The sequence below is a fragment of the Konateibacter massiliensis genome, from assembly GCF_900184995.1.
GTDB lineage: Bacteria > Bacillota > Clostridia > Lachnospirales > Lachnospiraceae > Lachnotalea > Lachnotalea massiliensis.
Genome location: NZ_LT860099.1, coordinates 884,740 through 902,553 on the forward strand (window position 1 = coordinate 884,740; position 17,814 = coordinate 902,553).

Annotated in this window: 30 protein-coding genes; 6 read left to right on the forward strand and 24 right to left on the reverse strand. The window is 42.8% G+C overall.

Annotated features, from left to right (window positions below; all coding sequences use genetic code 11):
- Positions 1–39 precede the first annotated feature (39 nt).
- From CTY48_RS09900 to CTY48_RS09985, 17 genes are all read right to left on the reverse strand, one after another.
- A complete protein-coding gene (locus CTY48_RS09900) occupies positions 40–339 on the reverse strand; it encodes an HNH endonuclease (RefSeq protein WP_099468335.1) in 300 nt (99 codons plus the stop codon).
- 190 nt (positions 340–529) lie between these two features.
- Positions 530–931 (reverse strand): hypothetical protein, encoded by a 402-nt coding sequence (locus CTY48_RS09905; protein ID WP_099468336.1) that lies wholly within the window; start codon positions 929–931, stop codon positions 530–532.
- A gap of 1 nt (position 932) precedes the next feature.
- Positions 933–1,514, reverse strand: coding sequence for a hypothetical protein (locus tag CTY48_RS09910; RefSeq protein ID WP_099468337.1), 582 nt, complete (start codon positions 1,512–1,514; stop codon positions 933–935).
- Between the two features lie 24 nt (positions 1,515–1,538).
- The gene (locus CTY48_RS09915; RefSeq protein WP_099468338.1) at positions 1,539–1,946 is read right to left on the reverse strand and encodes a single-stranded DNA-binding protein; all 408 of its coding nucleotides are present in this window, start codon (positions 1,944–1,946) and stop codon (positions 1,539–1,541) included.
- A gap of 87 nt (positions 1,947–2,033) precedes the next feature.
- Complete coding sequence (locus CTY48_RS09920) at positions 2,034–2,582, reverse strand: hypothetical protein (RefSeq protein ID WP_099468339.1); 549 nt, start codon at positions 2,580–2,582, stop codon at positions 2,034–2,036.
- Complete coding sequence (locus tag CTY48_RS09925) at positions 2,579–3,751, reverse strand: ParB/RepB/Spo0J family partition protein (RefSeq protein ID WP_099468340.1); 1,173 nt, start codon at positions 3,749–3,751, stop codon at positions 2,579–2,581. Before CTY48_RS09925 ends, CTY48_RS09920 begins: the two co-directional genes overlap by 4 nt.
- A gap of 5 nt (positions 3,752–3,756) precedes the next feature.
- Positions 3,757–4,560: a ParA family protein gene (locus tag CTY48_RS09930; RefSeq protein WP_099468341.1), complete on the reverse strand. Its 804-nt coding sequence runs from the start codon at positions 4,558–4,560 to the stop codon at positions 3,757–3,759.
- Between the two features lie 45 nt (positions 4,561–4,605).
- Positions 4,606–4,899, reverse strand: coding sequence for a hypothetical protein (locus CTY48_RS09935; protein WP_099468342.1), 294 nt, complete (start codon positions 4,897–4,899; stop codon positions 4,606–4,608).
- Positions 4,886–5,293: a VRR-NUC domain-containing protein gene (locus tag CTY48_RS09940; RefSeq protein ID WP_099468343.1), complete on the reverse strand. Its 408-nt coding sequence runs from the start codon at positions 5,291–5,293 to the stop codon at positions 4,886–4,888. Before CTY48_RS09940 ends, CTY48_RS09935 begins: the two co-directional genes overlap by 14 nt.
- Positions 5,294–5,412: 119 nt before the next feature.
- Positions 5,413–6,177, reverse strand: coding sequence for a rolling circle replication-associated protein (locus tag CTY48_RS09945; protein ID WP_099468344.1), 765 nt, complete (start codon positions 6,175–6,177; stop codon positions 5,413–5,415).
- Positions 6,178–6,362: 185 nt separating this feature from the next.
- Positions 6,363–6,863: a DUF7768 domain-containing protein gene (locus CTY48_RS09950; protein WP_099468345.1), complete on the reverse strand. Its 501-nt coding sequence runs from the start codon at positions 6,861–6,863 to the stop codon at positions 6,363–6,365.
- Positions 6,860–7,177 (reverse strand): hypothetical protein, encoded by a 318-nt coding sequence (locus tag CTY48_RS09955; RefSeq protein ID WP_099468346.1) that lies wholly within the window; start codon positions 7,175–7,177, stop codon positions 6,860–6,862. Before CTY48_RS09955 ends, CTY48_RS09950 begins: the two co-directional genes overlap by 4 nt.
- Entirely contained in the window at positions 7,167–7,925 is a 759-nt protein-coding gene (locus CTY48_RS09960) for a single-stranded DNA-binding protein (RefSeq protein ID WP_099468347.1), read from the reverse strand. Before CTY48_RS09960 ends, CTY48_RS09955 begins: the two co-directional genes overlap by 11 nt.
- Complete coding sequence (locus CTY48_RS09965) at positions 7,919–8,251, reverse strand: hypothetical protein (RefSeq protein ID WP_180272697.1); 333 nt, start codon at positions 8,249–8,251, stop codon at positions 7,919–7,921. The genes CTY48_RS09960 and CTY48_RS09965 overlap by 7 nt, the downstream gene beginning before the upstream one ends.
- 117 nt (positions 8,252–8,368) lie before the next feature.
- On the reverse strand, positions 8,369–8,959 hold the full coding sequence (locus CTY48_RS09975; RefSeq protein ID WP_236354876.1) for a DUF2786 domain-containing protein: 591 nt from the start codon (positions 8,957–8,959) through the stop codon (positions 8,369–8,371).
- 341 nt (positions 8,960–9,300) lie between these two features.
- A complete protein-coding gene (locus CTY48_RS09980) occupies positions 9,301–9,513 on the reverse strand; it encodes a hypothetical protein (protein WP_099468350.1) in 213 nt (70 codons plus the stop codon).
- Positions 9,514–9,565: 52 nt separating this feature from the next.
- The gene (locus tag CTY48_RS09985; protein WP_099468351.1) at positions 9,566–9,745 is read right to left on the reverse strand and encodes a hypothetical protein; all 180 of its coding nucleotides are present in this window, start codon (positions 9,743–9,745) and stop codon (positions 9,566–9,568) included.
- 77 nt (positions 9,746–9,822) lie between these two features.
- On the opposite strand from CTY48_RS09985, the gene CTY48_RS09990 reads away from it, so the two are divergent.
- Positions 9,823–10,014, forward strand: coding sequence for a hypothetical protein (locus CTY48_RS09990; protein WP_099468352.1), 192 nt, complete (start codon positions 9,823–9,825; stop codon positions 10,012–10,014).
- 12 nt (positions 10,015–10,026) lie between these two features.
- Here the strand turns inward: CTY48_RS09990 and CTY48_RS09995 are convergent, their stop codons facing one another.
- The 3 genes from CTY48_RS09995 to CTY48_RS10005 are packed head-to-tail and all read right to left on the reverse strand — an operon-like array spanning position 10,027 to position 10,980.
- Positions 10,027–10,506 (reverse strand): hypothetical protein, encoded by a 480-nt coding sequence (locus CTY48_RS09995; RefSeq protein WP_099468353.1) that lies wholly within the window; start codon positions 10,504–10,506, stop codon positions 10,027–10,029.
- Positions 10,507–10,521: 15 nt separating this feature from the next.
- Positions 10,522–10,755 carry a hypothetical protein gene (locus CTY48_RS10000; RefSeq protein ID WP_099468354.1) on the reverse strand — a complete coding sequence of 78 codons (234 nt, stop codon included), beginning with the start codon at positions 10,753–10,755 and terminating at the stop codon, positions 10,522–10,524.
- An 18-nt stretch (positions 10,756–10,773) separates the two neighbouring features.
- Positions 10,774–10,980 (reverse strand): hypothetical protein, encoded by a 207-nt coding sequence (locus tag CTY48_RS10005; protein ID WP_099468355.1) that lies wholly within the window; start codon positions 10,978–10,980, stop codon positions 10,774–10,776.
- 183 nt (positions 10,981–11,163) lie between these two features.
- Here CTY48_RS10005 and CTY48_RS10010 point away from each other — a divergent pair, with 183 nt between their 5' ends.
- Positions 11,164–11,535 carry a helix-turn-helix domain-containing protein gene (locus CTY48_RS10010; protein ID WP_099468356.1) on the forward strand — a complete coding sequence of 124 codons (372 nt, stop codon included), beginning with the start codon at positions 11,164–11,166 and terminating at the stop codon, positions 11,533–11,535.
- 248 nt (positions 11,536–11,783) lie between these two features.
- Here the strand turns inward: CTY48_RS10010 and CTY48_RS10015 are convergent, their stop codons facing one another.
- A complete protein-coding gene (locus CTY48_RS10015) occupies positions 11,784–11,972 on the reverse strand; it encodes a helix-turn-helix domain-containing protein (RefSeq protein WP_099468357.1) in 189 nt (62 codons plus the stop codon).
- 154 nt (positions 11,973–12,126) lie between these two features.
- Here CTY48_RS10015 and CTY48_RS20090 point away from each other — a divergent pair, with 154 nt between their 5' ends.
- The 3 genes from CTY48_RS20090 to CTY48_RS10030 all read left to right on the forward strand — a co-directional run bounded on the left by CTY48_RS20090 (position 12,127) and on the right by CTY48_RS10030 (position 14,049).
- Entirely contained in the window at positions 12,127–12,219 is a 93-nt protein-coding gene (locus tag CTY48_RS20090) for a hypothetical protein (protein ID WP_408609852.1), read from the forward strand.
- Positions 12,220–12,247: 28 nt separating this feature from the next.
- Positions 12,248–12,808: a hypothetical protein gene (locus CTY48_RS10025; RefSeq protein WP_099468359.1), complete on the forward strand. Its 561-nt coding sequence runs from the start codon at positions 12,248–12,250 to the stop codon at positions 12,806–12,808.
- A 182-nt stretch (positions 12,809–12,990) separates the two neighbouring features.
- Positions 12,991–14,049, forward strand: coding sequence for a tyrosine-type recombinase/integrase (locus CTY48_RS10030; RefSeq protein ID WP_099468360.1), 1,059 nt, complete (start codon positions 12,991–12,993; stop codon positions 14,047–14,049).
- Positions 14,050–14,205: 156 nt separating this feature from the next.
- Here the strand turns inward: CTY48_RS10030 and CTY48_RS10035 are convergent, their stop codons facing one another.
- From CTY48_RS10035 to CTY48_RS10045, 3 genes are all read right to left on the reverse strand, one after another.
- On the reverse strand, positions 14,206–15,216 hold the full coding sequence (locus tag CTY48_RS10035) for a GGGtGRT protein (protein WP_099468361.1): 1,011 nt from the start codon (positions 15,214–15,216) through the stop codon (positions 14,206–14,208).
- 19 nt (positions 15,217–15,235) lie between these two features.
- Positions 15,236–15,928: an iron-sulfur cluster assembly scaffold protein gene (locus CTY48_RS10040; protein WP_099468362.1), complete on the reverse strand. Its 693-nt coding sequence runs from the start codon at positions 15,926–15,928 to the stop codon at positions 15,236–15,238.
- A 238-nt stretch (positions 15,929–16,166) separates the two neighbouring features.
- Entirely contained in the window at positions 16,167–16,691 is a 525-nt protein-coding gene (locus CTY48_RS10045) for a cysteine hydrolase family protein (RefSeq protein WP_099468363.1), read from the reverse strand.
- 120 nt (positions 16,692–16,811) lie between these two features.
- On the opposite strand from CTY48_RS10045, the gene CTY48_RS10050 reads away from it, so the two are divergent.
- Positions 16,812–17,759 carry a helix-turn-helix transcriptional regulator gene (locus tag CTY48_RS10050; protein WP_099468364.1) on the forward strand — a complete coding sequence of 316 codons (948 nt, stop codon included), beginning with the start codon at positions 16,812–16,814 and terminating at the stop codon, positions 17,757–17,759.
- Positions 17,760–17,814: the final 55 nt, after the last annotated feature.

A 17,814-nucleotide genomic window follows, 5' to 3' on the forward strand; every position in this document is an offset into this window, starting at 1 on the left:
AGGGTAAAATTAGGGTATCCCCCTCGGTATCTGTCCCCTTTACTTTCTTTTCGCAATAGGGGGGACTATGTTCCCTGTTTCGTCGAACCTATACCGTAATGTCCTCTCTCGCTTGTGGTGTTCCTTGTTGTGGCAATCTTGGCATAGCGCCTCTAGGTTATCCCAGCTAAGCGTTATGTTTAGATTGTTTATGGTGTCCCTTGAAAGCCAGCGTTTATGATGCACCACCTTGGCAGGCTCTCCGCAACGCTCGCACACATAGTCTTGTGACACTAAGTAGGCGGCTCTGGTTTGTTCCCATGCCGCAGATAAATAAAAACTCTTAGCCCATTCTTTCATGCTGTCCCTCTCTTTCTCTTTAAGTTCCCAGCGCCCTAAGTTTCATGCGCTGGGTGGAGGCTTAAGAATGTAAACAAAAAGAGCAGGTGTCCTGCTGCCGCTGCTGCGGTTAAGCTATCGCCTACTCTTTTCATGCTATCATTATACCTCTCTGAATATCCCATGTAAACACCACGATTTTACCATTTAATTACCATACCTCTGTACGCCTTACATAGTGTGTTACTCCCTTGTACGTTGCTATTCGCCTGCTCTGTATGTTATGTTCTTTTAATATGCTCTTAATCTCTATCAGCATATCTGTAAATATCCTTGCATAACCCACGTTGCTATATCGTCTGTGATAATCTGAATAGCTCCACCAATCCATGATATCTACTACAGCTCTCTGGTTGGTTAGGTTTATCGGTTCTGCTTCTGTATCTTCCAGCAGCAGCTTAAGTATGTATGCTGTCGTGTGTCCCTGCATGCGCCCCGTCATTCTAATGTCTATCTTTATCGGTTCGTCTATTAGATATGCCCGCTGCCAGTCGTGCAACTTATACCCTAGCGCCTGCTCTACTACCCTTATTGTGCCTGCATCTATTGCCATGTTATTTACTCCTTTCCTCGTCAATGCCCCAAAGCAATACCGATAGCTCATTAATGATGGCTGTTACCCAGCGTCTCGGTGTGTTCTTACCTGTTTCCAATTCCTCTGCAATGTCCGCATAGTCTTTGCCCTGTATAAAGTACAGTTCAAACGCCTTGTACTCAACCTCTCTGCCTGCTGCCTTTCGCCTGCGCTCTATCTCTTCTACTGCCTTGTCTATGTGCGCTGTCATAATAAGCGTTTTAAATCTGCTGCGCCGTATGCTCTGTAGGTATAGCCTCTGCTGTTCGTCTGTCATGCCGTCAAGCTCTAACTGCCCGCCGTCGCTTATAGCGTTTTCAATATGGAAAACAGCATCACGATAGCATTTCATAAGCGTAAATGTGTTGTGGTACTTATCTCTTTTCCGTTCTCTCTCTTCTTGCTTTTTAAGCTCCGTAATTGCCGTTTTGGCAGCCCTCTTTATCATGTCCTCAAAATCACTTGTAGGAAGTGCTACCCAGCTTTCGCCCTCTGCCGCCTTGCTTTCTGTTTCTTCTCTGATTTTTGTTGTAAATCCCTTAATCTCTTCTACTGCCTGCATTTTTCTCACTCCTTGCTTTTTCCATTAACTGAATGGTAGTTCATTCTCTAGCCCCTCTGGAATTGTCATAAACTCGTCGCCTGCATCTGGCATCTGCTGCCCTGCTGCTGTTCGTGCCTCTGCCTCTGCTTTCGTTTCTCCAAAGCCTACGTTGCTTGCCACAACCTCTGTATAATACACTCTTTGCCCGCTCTGTCTGCTTTCGTAGCTGCCTGTTTTGATTTTCCCTACAACCTCTGCCTTATTGCCTTTTCCTAACCACTTATCCACCCATTCCGCAGTACGTCCAAAGCACTTGATATTAATAAAGTCCGTGTCTTTTCCGTCGTCTACCGCCAGTGTAAAGCGGGCTATTGCGGTGCTATCGTCTTGCCCGCCATATCTTAACTCTGGGTTCTTTGTTAATCTCCCAGAAAGCGCTACGCTATTCATTGTTTTTATTCCCCCTGCCGTTCATTTTCTTTAGTTGCTGGTAAATGTCCACCAGTAAGCACACTATGATAATCAATAAAACATTTGTCATTCGCTGCACTCCTTATCTGTCCATTGATGCGGCAGCTCGTCGTAAATTACCGTCCCTGCTCTGTATCCGTCTTTAGAGGCTTTCACCGCCTTTACCATTTCTGGATAATTTGCCTTATAGTGCTGCAATTGGTCTTGCTGCATGATTTCAACTATCTTTTTAGCTGCGCTATGGCTGTTTGTGATTAACTTAAGTTCACTGCTGCCGTTCCATGTGCAGCTTTCATATACTCCATAATCGCATACAACGGGCTTGACTTCCCAGTTTAACCCGCAGCCCTCAATTTCCAACGGTTGCATATTGTCGGCTGCGCTCTTGCATACTGTGCCTGCTGCATCAAACGCCCCGCCTATGGTTCGCATAGCTCCCGCCAGCGCACTTGTGAACATTTCAGCCATTCTGCTTATTGTTCCGCTTATATCCATGCTGGCAAGGGCTTTAATTGCCCTTACCTGTTGTTTGCGCTGCTTTCTCTTGTCTATGCTGTCTGGTGGGTTAATACCGTGTCGCTTTTTATAATTCTTTTTCCACTGTCTGTACCTCATGCCGTCGCCTCGCTTTCTGGCGTAGCCTCTTCATAGTCTGTTATGCTCTGCTGCCCCTCTATCTGTTCGTCTGCTCCTTTTGGCTCTTCTGGGTGCTGGCAGCGCATCATAATGTCATGCAGTAAATATAAATCGTCCTCATTTACCTTGTCTGCCTGCTGCATAATTGCTCTGGCTGTAAATACTACCCACTCTGTATTATTCCAGTCTTTCTGCGGCGTGTCCGTTTCGGACACCTTTAGTACGGCATCTGCTGCCGCTTTCGTGGCTGCACTTACACTCTCTTTTACCCATTCCCGCATAACCTTTGCGTGCTGGGCTGCAATTTCTGCCTGCTTTGCCTTTTCCTCTGCCTCTAGGCGCTTACGCTCTGCTTTCTCAATTTCCTTTTCGCTTTCCTCTTCCTGTTTCTCTGCGTCTAACTGCGCCTCTTCGGCATCTGCTGCCGCTTTCGCTGCTGTTTTCTCCGCTACCTTAAGTGCTATTTCCTTGGCTCGTATGTCCTCGCCTGCTGCTACTTGGTTCGCAATGGCTGCCTGCTCTTCTGGTGGCAGCTTAGCAGCCTCATAAGCTGCTGTAATTCCGATATTCCCATTTTTCAGCTGTTCTTTTACCTCTGGCGTAGCATTATTGTTAATGCTCTCCATTCTGGCTACATTAGTGCTGCTCTCATTCATCATGGCTGCGATTAAATCCCGCATTTTCCCTTGTATCTCTAAGCCGTCCTCTTCCTTGGCTCTGATAAGCGCCGCTTTTGTGCGCTCTACTAGTCTGGTCTTTTCATAAGCCGTTAATGGCTGCGTGTATCCATTGCCCGCCAGTAAGGAAAGCTCATACATTGCCTCGCTCATATCCTTGTAACGATATAGCACTTTTTCGTATTCCTTGTGCCCCCGCTCCAAATTAAAGATATTAGCAGCATTTCTGCGGTGTCCGTCGATTATTCTAAATTCTCCGTTTACTCTTGCCAATACTGTAGGCTGCTCCTGTCCTACATGTAAAAAGCTGTCTGCCAGCTCTTCTATGTTCTCTAAATTCTGGTGCGTGTTCTCTGGTGCAGCCTTTACCTCGTTAGGGCTTAAGTAAATATCTGTGTATTTGTCTACGGTTGCCGCTGTCCCTGTTTTGCTCTTTGCATTTAAAATATCATTGATACCAAATTTAGCCATATTCTTTACCTCTCTTTCCCTGTGTACGCTGTTGCAAATTTCTTATAGCTTTGTGCCGCTCCGCAGCATGGGCTATACTCATAAATCGGTTTGCGCATAAATGAATTTTCCGCTACTTTCTTGGAATATTTGATAATTCCCAAAATGTCATATTTGCCCTGCTGCCCCAGCCACTCTACGCCCGCTGCCTCGCCGTCCGTGTTCTGATACACTGTTACCAGAACGCCCCGCAGGGTTAGTGACGGGTTAAGGGCTTTTGCGTCCTCTATCTGCTCTGTTACAATGTCCAGCCCCTCTAATGCGTCCTCGTCAATCTTGACGGGTACTATAACCTCGTCTGTGATTGCCAGCGCATTTACCACGTTAAGCCCTATGTCTGGGGGATTGTCGATAATGCAGTAGTCATATGCCTGCTCTACTGGCAGGCTATCAACAACCGCCCAGCCGTGCCCTAGCACTTGTGCGCTTAATAATTTCTTATACCGCTCTGTCTGGTTCTCACTTTCCGCTTTTGTCAAATTCCACGTAGCCCCGAAAAGCGACATATTGGCTGTTATGATATCCATACCCTCATATGCTGTGTGATTTATCAGTTGTTCTGGCTTCTCCCACTCTCCGCTAAGCAGCTTTGTTATTGGCGCTACGTTCTCTGCATCATATCTGCCATATGCTTTACTTAAATTTCCCTGCTTGTCATTATCCAGCAGCAGGACTTTATAGCCTCTGCGCCATAACTCGTATGCCATGTTTGCTGCCGTAAAGGTCTTGGCTACGCCCCCCTTAAGATTTAAAATGCTTATCGTTTTCATTCTTAGCCTCTCTCTTTCCTGCGCCGCCTCTTGCGCATCTGTTCGTTACTCTGTTTTCTGTTCTTGTGTTATATCTGTATCCATTGCCTGCCCGCAGTTCTCGCAATAATTTTTTATTCTGATACCCATAAAACCTCTATCAGAAACGCTGCGATTGCAAACAGGGCATTTATAGGTTTCAAAGTTCGGCAAGTTCTTAGCTGCCAGCTTTTCTGCGTCTTTGCCCTCGAATATTGTCGTTTTCCTTGGCTTCATCTTCTGGGCTTTCTTCTTTGCCTCTGCTGCCGTGCAGTAGTCGCATTGCCAGCCGCATTTTTCATTAATTTTACACTTTGTCATGTTTTTCCTCGCTTTCTAAGCTCTCTGGGCTTAATAAATATTCTTCTAGCAGCTTAGCTGCATCTTGCCAGCAATAGCATACTGCTATGTAATATCCCTGCTGCCCCAGAAACTTAAGCCAGCGTTTCTGATTGGCTGTTGTTGTATTCTTTCCAGCTTTAAGCTCTATGTATAGCCCGTGGTACTTTCCCCTTGCTACTGGCAAATGAATATCTGGCACGCCAGCTTTTACGCCCTGTCTCTTAAGGGCTATCGCCGTTGCCTTATCTCTCTTACCGCCATTTGGTACGTGGTGTAAATATTCCAGTTCTGGCATACGCTGCATTTGATAGGCAGCCCAGCTAAATAATGCCTCTTGATGTCCGCTTTCGTCGTCCAGTCTAAAATTTCTCATGCTCTTAACCTCTCCATTCTTCAAATTCTTTCATAATCCAGCCTGCTGTAGAAAATGCCATACTCGCCAGCAGCACTACTGCCGCCAGTGCAACGGCTATTAAAAATACTGCTACCACATTATCCCCCCCTCTCTTCCAGTTTTATTAACGTGTATCTAAAATACCCATATCCGTAATACTCTGGGCTATGTACTCCTTTGCTTACGCTGTCTTTATCCACGTAGTAACCTTTTATCGGTCTTGCCTCTGACTTAAACCATTCTCTATCTGTCACAATCCTATATTCTGGTTCTGGTCTTACAAGGTTCTTGCTGCAATTCCAGCGCTTGCCTTGTAACCCCTTTTCGTCCTTTAAGTGCTTATCTGTGTATTTGATAAAATAGCTTGCCAGCTGTGCGTAGTTTCCACTATCGTCCAGAGGGAATACCTTTACTCTGTTATGTCCCTCATAGGCTTTGTACCAGCACTCTTGTAAAATCTTTGTGTCTATCTGGTTAATGACTAAGTGATGATGCCTAGCCCCTTTCTCCCCTATCTCCATTACGTGAATATACTTAAGCTCTAACCCAGCCTTTTTATATTCCTTTCGTGCCTCTCTCAAAAATAAATCTATGTCCTGCCGCATCTGCTCTTTGGTTCTATCTGGCTGCCCTTTCTTGCGTATGTAGTCCAGCTCTAAGTGATAGTCCCCATATTCAAAATTGGCGTTCATCAAAATACGCAGCTTTCTTTCTGCCTGCCTTGTATTAATTTTTTTCTGCTGCTCCTTGGTGGGCTTTACCTTATCCCCTCTTTCAATCCCTTTCTTTTTGTATCTGCTTGTAAAGTAACGCTCTACCTCTATCGTTTTACCAGCTTTTACTATCCTTTCTACGTATGGCATCCGCATTGCTCCTTTTAGTTATTCCTGTCGGTTAGTTAATACTTTTATCAAGTGGTAAGAGGGGTTGAAACCCCTTGTTTTTCTTGACTTTTTGCCATACATAGCTTATACTTTTTTATAGATGAATAAAGCTGTATAGCTTAGCGCCTATGGTATTCCAGTACCGTAGGCGCTTTTCCTTTTGCTCACTTCTTTTTGCCGTAGTAGCCCTTTGCATACTCATAGGCTTTCTGGTAAGGCTTTCTACAATCGTATCCAGTACATGAGTGTAAGGCGTAGCCTTTGCAGTAGTTGCAGGCGCACTGCTTGGCGTATTCCACTGCCTGCCGTTCCTGCTGGCTTTCATCATATTTCAGTTTGCGTGCAAGGTGCAGGGCATCTATAGCAGCAATCCCCATTACTGCGGCTGTCTCAATTTCCCTACTCATTCCCTCGCTTACTCCGTACTTTGTGCCTACTATGACAAAATCGCAGCTTTTCAGCAGCTCTAACCCCGCTGTAAGCCCTATTAACCGTTCCTTTTCTTTTTTCTCGTCTAAGCACTGTGTCATGTATAAATGGGGCGTTATCGGCGCTAGTCCTGCGTTTAATGCCTGTCTTGTAAGTGATTGCGCATACTCTATGTTTCTGGTAAGCTCTATGTCGTTCTCTGCCCTATATGGGCTGCATATGTATACCGTCCTCATGCTTTCGCCCCTTTGCTCTCGTGTTCTGCCCTCTTTTCTTCATTCTCTGCCAGCATTGCTGTAAGCTGCATCAACTCGTCGCCGCTCTTTTCGTCCAGAAAGCCGCTGTTTACGCAGCATGCAGTGTATCCGCAAATCATCATAAAATGAGCGTCTACCTCTTCTGGTGTTTTCTGGGCTTTCAAATCCTCAATCATGCCCGTTAAAATCTGGATATTCTTAAGCCCTAATTCCCCGCCCGTTCCGTGTGCCTCTATTCTGATTTCGTGCATCTGTGGTCTACCATTTCCGTTAAACATTGTTCTACTTTGCATTTTCTGCCTCTCCTTTTCTCTCAATCGTTCTAACTGATACCTCATAAGCTGTTCTTGTCTCTGTCAGATGCTCTACGGGCTGACCGCCTGCATAAAGCGTCTGTAATACTTTTTCGTACTCTCTGCTCTGGCATCTTCCAAACACTTCCACCGTGTCGCCCTGCTGCCACGTCGCTACCTCGTCTGCTGTTTCTTGCCAACAAATACAAGGGATAAAGCACCAGCCACCCGTAAGCACACTTTTTACCTTAAGCATAATGTCTGAAATGCGTTTGCCTCTTGGTGTCTCTCTATGCGTCGGTGCATATGCCAGCTCTCCCATTATGGCTACGTCGTCCTGAAGCATAGCCTTTGGAGAAAACGCTATGTATTCAGCCAGTACAAATACCAGTACCTTACCGCTTTCAAAGTCTTTGAGTGTCTGCAATTTTCCTGCTACTAAAAGCCTGCTGCCTGCGGCATATTCTGCCAGTATGTCAAACTTTACGCCGCCGCACGTCTCAAATGCAGTGCTACCCTTAAAGACTACTACCACCTCGTCCAGTGCTCCGCTTGGTCGTGGTGTTTCCAGCTTTGCTATGTATCCCTCGTAGTGCAGACCGCATAGCGTTGTTATTTCCTCAATTTCTTTCAGCTCTCCCGCCAGCCCAACGGAATTATTGTTTAATCCCCCACTGGTTAGCTCTTCCTTAATAGCGCTGTCAATGTCCTTAAGGAAGTTTGGCTTTGTTTCCTCTTTTTTTACCATTTCCTACGTTTTCCTTTCATGGTGTCTATTTCCTTGCCGAATATGTAGCGCTCCATGCTTACAATCTCTCCATTTATAAGCGCCCTGTTCTTGTACCACCAACCGCCCGCCGTATCTTTGTAATAATCCGTTACGGTGTGTCCAGCTATTTTGCTGCCTATGTACTCTACGCCCCTGTCCCCTGCTCCATGAGCCGCCATGCTCTCAATGCTCCACGCTCTGCTATATGCAAGCTCTAACAGTTCTGGGCTTAGCTCTCTATAATCCGCTTTCATTGTCTGCCCCTTTCTGCTGCTTTCGCTTGTATTTGCAGTAATGCCAGACACAATTAACCTTGTAGCTGTTTTCGTTGTAGTCTTTGCTTTTGCACCCTATCGGCGCATTGTATATGCACTCTTTGCAATAGTCTGGGTGTGCAGGGTGTAGAATAATTTCCGCTGCCATTACTTTTCTGTAGGCTGATAGCCTGCGCTTTCTATCATGGCTGCTCTGGTTCTCTTTTTTATAGCGTCTTGCATTGCCATACGGCTTAAGTCCTCTGGTGTCAGCTCTGTTATGTCAATATCTCTGCGTGGCGCATCTGTTGGAAATATCTTTTGAGCTTGGATAAAAGCGCACATAAAATTGTCTAATTCTTCATAAAAGACATTGCGGTAAAACTCAAATTCAAGTTCTATCTCTATCTTTTGGGCTTTGGTGCAGTAAATACCTATTTTCTGTCGTGTTCCATGACTTCTATAATACTCCCGCCCTGCTGCTGCGCCGATAACCTTATACATGCACTGCTTAAGTAGCGTAATCTCATGCTTTCCTTTGTAACTGAATAGAAAATACTCTGCCTCTTCTGTTTCCAGCTCTTCCAGTGTCTCTATGCCGTTCTTTGCTAACAGCTTTTCCAGCATTGCTGCTGCCGTGGTCTTTTCTCCACCTACGCCACGCTCTGCCAACGCTTGCAGCTTCTTAATTCGCTGTATCGTTTTTTCGTCCACTCTTTTACCTCTCTTCCGTTTTGGCGGCGCTCTTGATTTCTCCATATGCGCCCACTCCTGCTCTGGCGTATGTATACCGTGTTGCCCTTTTCACATTAAAAAGTGCCTAAACCTGTTGACCGTCCACATACTCTCTAGCTGGTATGACCGCTGCTATTTTTTCACGGTATCCAGATTGCAGCTATTAGCTTGCTGCCGTCTGCGTGTAGGTTGCCACCCTACTACTAATACGGGCGAGTGGGATTGAACCACCCCGCCTATGTGTACTGCGTCCAGTACAGCAGTAACCCCATTACTCATACAAACGCACCTAGAATTGTTTGTACTTTCCTGCGTTACGCCCGCTTATTGGCGGCTGCCGCCGCCGTAAATGCTCTCTAAGCTAATCACGCCGTTGCCCCTCTTAGCCTTTCAAGCTCTTTTTCTATGTTTTTCCCGCTATAATCTTCCAGCAGCTTAGGGCTTATGTTATAAGTCCAAATCGACGACATTTTAACTGCCGTTCCTATCGGTAATACCCCACGCTGCATAGCCACTCTTACATATTGTGGGCTGGCATTTATAATGGCTGCTGCCTCTACCGTTGTAATCTTTGCCATTCTTAAGCCTCGCTTTCGTTATTACTTTGGGCGGGCAAGCCCCCGCCCTTTGCTATACTGCCTGTTTCTGCCTGCTTGTGCTGCATGCTATAAAGCCTTGAATGTAGATGCTAACTTTCTCTTGCTGCTCTGCTGGCAGTCCTGCCACTTCCTGCATAAGCTCTGCGAACTTATCAAAGCCGCTTTTTTCTTCTCTTACGTCCGTTACTGCTGCAATCGTGTTTTTCTTCATGCCGTCAGCTCCTTTCTTGTTTGTGTTGTTTGATGTTCTTCATTTATGGTATAATCCCCATGAAAGGGGGTAGTGATATGGTTTTTAAGGTTTCAGATTTATTAGCTCTCGCTACAGAGCTAAACAAAGACAAAATGCAGTACGTTTCTTTCAGTGAATACAAAGACGCTGATAGCAGCGGTTTTTCTGTTAAAGCCGCTCTAAACTCCGAAGAGCCAGACGCTATAGACTATGAAGAATTAGAAAGCGTACCGAACATTGAACTTTAAGCATATGCGGGGTTATCGCCCCGCTTTTGCTATGTCCTTAGATATGTGGTATCTCCCTGTCCTCTGGCTCTCCATGTATTCTGCTATTTCTTTTAGGTGTTCGTGTGACTGAACGCTACATATACGGCTTTTCCCGTAATTCCAGCAGCTTTGCTTTATTACTGGTTCTGCAACTCTTTCCAGTGTTATTATCTCGTTTCCCAGCCCATTTACGATTAATTCCACTCTGTCAATCTTGCTGCTTGTATAGAGGTTGTAAACTGGTACGGCTACATACTTAAGCTCTTTCCTTGCTGCCCTATAATTCTTTCTAAGATTTCTGATAAACTCGTCAAACTGCGCTATTCTGTCAGCTCCGCTTGCCTCTTCTCCGCTTGCCACATAGCCAAGTGTTATTGCAATGTCCCCAGCCTTAAAATTGCTGCATATCTGCTGAACCAGTTTAGGGCGCTGGCTTCTCCCGCTACTCTCAACTCTTGTTACGTATGGCATGTTATCGCTCCTTTCTTAACCCTCAATGATTTCCTGTATCTGGTCGCTGTAATCCTCTAAGCTGTCTGCTGCCTCTTCCAGAGTGCCAGCATATTCCTGCATCTGCTCGCCTCTCTCGCTTTCCTGCAATCCCTCTGGCATATTGTCGTAAGCCTCTTGTTCCTCTTCCTGCGCCTCTCTGATAATGTCTAGTGCCTGCTGCAAAAGCTCGTTTGCTTTCTCTAAACTCTTTCTTCTTGCCTTATTCATGGTTTGCCCTCTCTTTCGTTACGCTTTAAGTGCCTCGGCTCTTTTTTCTATTGCCTCGTCCATACTGTTAAACTCGTCTACATATAAATCGTAGTTTTCACGGCTGGCATATCCACCGTCTGCCAGTACTGCGTGATATTCTTCTGGTAACTCGCCCTCTGCGTATACCCATGCGTTTACTTTTCCGCTGTCTGTAAATGTGCTTACTAAATATGCTTTCATCATAATTACTACCTCTCTTTCGTTGTATTTTCTGGTTCGGCTCAATTCGTACCCCGCTTGTACAAGTAAACTACATTTACATTATAGTTAATCTAATTTACTATGTCAATACATTTTTTATTTTTTTGTTGATTAAGTTTACTTTTTGTGCTATTTTATATTTATACTTGTGAAAGGAGGCTTTTTGTGAATACACGTTTAAAAGAATTACGAACGCATCTAGGATTAAGTCAAGAAGCATTTGGCGAAACTGTGGGCGTTACCAAAGCGGCTATAAGCAGGATAGAAAGTGGCACTAACTCATTATCCGATAGAATGATTTTATCTATTACCACTCAATTCAATGTAAATGAAGAATGGTTGCGGACTGGCAACGGGGAAATGTTTAACAACCTTACCCCAGACGAAGAATTAGCGTACATAGTGGGAAATGCGATTCCCGCAGCATCAGATTATGTAAAGGATACGTTTATAGCTCTTGGGAAGTTGTCGAAAGAATTTTCTAAGGAAGATTGGGAAGTAGTAAAGAAATTTGTAGATGCTTTGGCAGGAAAATAAAAAGAGCCGCTTGTTAGCCGCCCTTAATCCCTAAGATGAATTGTAAAATGATTTTTAGTTTTTCCATATCAGTAACCCCATTTAAAGCATTGTATATTTTTTCTTTTATCCTTTGCTCTTGCATAACTGCTGCCCCCTTTCTTTACCAGTTATTATACCGTTTTACAGCTTATTGTCTATATATTTTACTGGTAATTCCTATATATAGGAAAAAGGCGCAGTTTTATTGATAAGTTGCAAGTTATGTATTATTCTCTGTATAGGTCACTGATACGGCAGCCCAAAGCATCTGCAAGTAATTTTAACGTATCCAGCCTTGGGGAAACCTTGGCATTTTCAATGGCGTTAATCTCACTTTTGCTCACTCCGCTACGTTCTTCCAGTTCCTTAAGGGTTAGCCCCTTGGAAGTCCGCAGCTCCCATAGTAGTATTTCCATATCGCGCCTGCCTCTTTCGTAAGTGTGATATGAAAATTATATACTGTGGTAAATTTTACACATTATGGTATTTATTGGTATTTTTTTATGAAAGGTTGGTGTTGTTATGGGGTTCACGTTTCGTAAGAGCTTCAAAATATTGCCCGGTGTTCGCATGAACATTGGCAAAAACGGTATTAGCTTTTCTTTTGGCTATAAGGGTATCGGTTATAGAACTGGTACTTCAAAAAGAAAGAAAAGGAAATAGCTTTAACCTACAAAAGAAAGGTATTTATATGAGTAAAAAAACAATAACGTTTTATGCGCTGGCAGCTTTATTTTTTATATCTTCATTTTCTGGTTTTTCATCTGGAAATACTTCTGGCGCTATAGGCTGCATCATTATTGCGGTTGTTTTGGGGGTTCTTGGTTATAGGTCGCATTCTAGCAAAAAAGACAAGTCGGCGGCAGCTCCCATTAATCCTAGCACCGATTTGCAGCCAGATAAACAGGCATATGATTTTTTTGAATTTAAAGTTGCAGGCGTTACATTCAAAAACGGAAGAAAAAGCAGACAAACTATCTTAAGGGCTGTGAATTTTAAAGATGCGCCTTTTGATAAAGATATTTTTTTAGAGTTACGCCCTTATGAATATGAGGGACAACCCGCTTACGGCGTATATGTTAATGATGAGCAGATAGGCAGTGTTCCAAAGGAACATATTGCTTTTATATCAGATAACTACAGCCGTATTGATGCTCTTAGTAACATTAAGGTATATGGCGGCGGGCGCAATGAGGTTAACAAGCCGATTAGTTACGGTGCTGTCGTTACGGTTCGTTTAAAAGCAATTTAAGAAATAAATATAGCCGCCCCTGCTCGCAACAAGAACGGCTATCAGACACTTATTAACACTTAGCTTTAGGCTAAATCTATAAGTACCCCGCAAGTACAATTATAGCATAAGCCTAGCTTTTTTAGTAGGCTTATTTTTTATGCCTGCATGTAATTTTTAGCAATTTGAAAGTAGGTGTATATATGAAATTACCAAACGGTTTTGGCAGCGTATACAAGCTATCTGGCAAGCGTCGCAATCCTTGGATAGCCAGAAAAACTGTAGGCTGGGAAACTGACGAAGCAACAAAGAAAGATAAGCAGCTTTATATTACCATTGGGTATTTTCCCACACGCCCAGAGGCTCTGTCTGCTTTAGTAAATTACAATGAAAATCCATATGATATAAAGACTGATAGTATTACCTTTGCAGAGGTATATGACCGCTGGTCTGAAAATCATTTTCAAACAATAGTACCTAGTGCCGTGCGCACATGGAAATGTGCATATAATTATTGTCAGCCTCTTTTTAAAATGCGCATGAAAGATATCAGAGCAAACCACTTAGAGGAAACCATTAAAAATGCCAAAATCGGCAATTCCACTAAACAGCGCATAAAGAGCCTTTTTAACATGATGTATAAATATTCCATGAAATATGAAATTGTTGATAAGGACTATTCCCAGCTTTGCGATACCATTAAGCGTGGAAAGCCAACTATAGAGCGTATCCCTTATACAAGTGCAGAACTGCAAACCCTCTGGGATAATATAAATTTCCCGTTTGTGGACATGGTGCTTATCGGTATATATTCTGGCTGGCGACCTCAAGAGCTTGCTATACTAAGAATTGAGGATATTAGCTTAGAGGAATACACATTCTTTGGCGGTCTTAAGACCGACGCAGGGCGTAACCGCTGCGTACCTATCCACCCATTAATACGGCAGCTCGTGGCGGACAATTATAATAGAGCCGTTGAAATGGGTAGCGAATACCTTTTTAATGACGAAAACGGTCAGCAGGGCACATATCTAACCTACGATAAATACCGTGGAAGATTTACGAAGATAAATAAAAAACTGGGAATGTCCCACCGCCCGCACGATACCCGCCATACCTTTATTACCAGAGCAAAAGAGGCTAATGTTAATGAATATGTGCTTAAGCTCATGGTAGGGCATGCCATAGAGGACGTTACAGAAAAGGTGTACACTCATAGGACAATGGAACAGCTGCAAGAGGAAATAGCAAAAATAAAATAAGGCAAAAAAATAAGAGGGTTCAGCGCTTTTGCTGCCCTCTTATTTTGTTAGTTACGTCTGTTTGTTACTTGTTAGTTGCGTGTTAGTTACGCATACATTTTGGCACTTTCTGGCATTGTTTCGTGAACGCCGCAGCCCTTATAAATGCTGTATTCCTTAGAATTTACCAGCGTCCGCAGCCTCCTGGATCCCTACCGCAATTGCTACTGTCATTCCGACCATAGGGTTATTTCCTGCTCCAATAAGACCCATCATTTCAACGTGAGCCGGAACGGAAGATGAACCTGCAAACTGAGCGTCAGAGTGCATACGTCCCATTGTATCTGTCATACCATAGGAAGCAGGACCTGCTGCCATGTTATCCGGGTGAAGTGTTCTACCTGTACCACCACCTGAAGCAACTGAGAAATATTTCTTTCCCTGTTCCATACATTCTTTTTTGTATGTACCTGCAACCGGATGCTGGAATCTGGTAGGGTTTGTTGAGTTACCTGTGATGGAAACGTCAACGCCTTCCTTATGCATGATTGCTACACCTTCTGTAACATCATTTGCACCGTAGCAATTAACTTTAGCACGAAGTCCTGTGGAGTAAGATTTTCTGTATACTTCTTTTACTTCTCCTGTATAGTAATCCATCTCAGTCTCTACGAAAGTAAAGCCATTGATTCTGGAAATAATCTGAGCTGCATCTTTTCCAAGACCGTTTAAGATTACACGTAAAGGCTCTTTACGAACCTTGTTTGCCTTTTCAGCGATACCGATTGCACCTTCTGCTGCTGCGAATGACTCATGTCCTGCTAAGAAAGCAAAGCATTTTGTCTCTTCTTCCAGTAACATTTTTCCAAGGTTACCATGTCCTAAACCAACCTTACGCTGATCTGCAACGGAACCTGGAATACAGAATGCCTGAAGTCCTTCTCCGATTGCTGCTGCTGCATCAGATGCTTTTCTGCAGCCTTTTTTGATTGCAATTGCCGCACCTACAACGTAAGCCCATTTTGCATTTTCAAAACAGATTGGCTGAATTGCTTCTACTTGTGTATATACTTCTAAACCAGCATCCTTGGTAATTTTCTCTGCTTCTTCAATAGAAGAAATACCATAGCTGTTTAATACTGCATCAATTTGTTTAATTCTTCTTTCATATGATTCAAATAAAGCCATTTTTTATTTCCTCCTTCTATTATTCTTCTCTTGGGTCAATAATCTTAACTGCATCTGCTACACGTCCGTACTGACCTTTCGCTTTTTCATAAGCGGTGTTCGGGTCATCACCTTTTTTGATGAAGTCAGTCATTTTTCCAAGACTTACGAACTGATAGCCGATAATCTGATCTTCTTCATCAAGAGCGATTCCTGTTACATAGCCTTCTGCCATTTCAAGATAACGAGGACCTTTTTTCAATGTTCCGTACATAGTACCAACCTGTGAGCGAAGTCCCTTTCCTAAGTCTTCAAGACCAGCACCGATTGCAAGTCCATCCTCTGAGAATGCGGACTGTGTTCTTCCGTATACGATCTGTAAGAATAATTCTCTCATTGCCGTATTGATTGCATCACAGACTAAATCTGTATTTAAAGCCTCAAGAATAGTTCTTCCAGGTAAAATTTCAGCTGCCATAGCTGCTGAATGTGTCATACCTGAACAGCCGATTGTTTCAACTAACGCCTCCTGAATAAGACCTTCTTTTACGTTAAGAGTTAATTTACAGGCTCCCTGCTGTGGCGCACACCAGCCTACACCGTGTGTTAAACCGGATATGTCTGTTACTTCTTTTGCCTTAACCCATTTTGCTTCTTCTGGAATTGGTGCAGCACCATGATTGACACCCTGTGCTACCGGACACATTTTTTCTACTTCATGTGAATAAATCATTTTAAGACTCCTTTCGAATATGTAATCATTCGTTGACCTGTTACCTTCAATATTATAATAGAAGGGACTTTTTCAACCGTAAATGTGCCGTGTTAACTTTGATATTTATTTAACACCGCACTCTAGACCATTTTCTCACAAAACATATAATTAGTCCAGCCTTTTTGACTTTTTTTTTCATTTACCCGCATAAATCAAGAAAGTGTGAGCTCTGCTCACACTTCGCGCTCGAATACAGTCACGTAGTAACATTCTGTGCTTCAAAGATATGATTAGATAACAAGTCATTTAAACTAATGATTTTACTGCCTTTACTTTCATAATAGCGCAGCATTTCGTCAATTTTCCTTTTATCATAACTTGTAATGCAATCTGATAATACATTAACACTATAACTTGCTTTGCATAAGTTGTAACAGGTTGATTTAATACAAGCAACAGCATCTGCTCCTGTTATGTAGAAACCACATATTTCATTTTTACTAATAAAGTCTGTAAATTCTTCACTGCTTAATGCGTTTCCTTTGTATTTTGTAAAAACACTTTTTGATACTATTTTCAAGTCTGAAGCTAATTCAGCCCCATATGTATTGGGTTTAAAAGTCCTCGTGCCGGCTGATAAATTTTCATGCCTTATATAAATGACATGAATATTATTATTGACTGCCCAATCAATGGCTTTATTGATATTGTCAATAATATTCTTATAATTCTTCGTTATATCATTTTGAATATCAATTATTACTAAGGCTTTTTTCTGCATAGTGTCTCCTCCTGATAGGTAGATTGATTTGTTTGCTTTTTCATTGTAGCACGCAATTATTGACAACAGTATGGCAACAATCTATAATGATAAAAAGAAATTTTGAAAGGCGGCTATCAAATGAAAGTTGACAGGCTTGTTAGCATTATTATGATACTCCTCGATAAAGAGCGTATAGGCGCACAGGAGTTAGCAGATATGTTTGAAGTTTCACCCCGCACAATCTACCGCGACATAGACACTATCAACATGGCGGGTATTCCTGTTCGTTCAATATCAGGAGTGGGCGGCGGCTTTGAAATCATGGAGAAATATAAGATTGATAGAAAGTTTTTTTCGACTGCTGACCTTTCCTCTATCTTGATGGGGCTTTCCAGTCTTTCTAACATGATACGAGGTGATGAACTGGTAAACGCCCTTGCGAAAGTCAAGAGTTTTATCCCTGCCGACAGAGCGAAAGACATTGAATTAAAAGCAAATCAAATATATATAGATTTAAGTCCATGGATGGGCAACAGGAACATACAACCATATTTAGAAATTATCAAAACAGCTTTACAAGAAAGCAGGCTACTTTCATTTGAATATGCAGACCGCTACGGAAATAAAACCGCACGGACAGCCGAGCCGTATCAGCTTGTATTGAAAAGTAGTCATTGGTATTGGCAAGGGTATTGCCATAAAAGAAATGATTTTCGCTTATTCAAACTATCTCGTACATCAAACCTACAAATACAAGAGGAATTTTTTACGCCACGAGATTATCAAAAACCGCAGTTAGATTTTACTGATATTTTGGCAACTATGCAAACAAAAATCAAAATTCGTATTCATAAATCTGTCATGGACAGGGTACTTGATTATTGCACTTATGAACACTTTTCGCCAGACGGTGATGAGCATTACATTGTTAGTTTTCCTTTTATAGAGAACGAATACTACTACAATATTCTTTTCAGTTTTGGGGACAAATGCGAGTGTTTAGAGCCGTTACATATCCGCACAGAAATGAGGCGTAGAATACATGATATAACTGCCTTATACGAACGAGCGTATCATCCACTTTGAATAATACGCTCGTTTTAGATATTTTTTACATTCTTTTTTTCATAAATGAAACTAT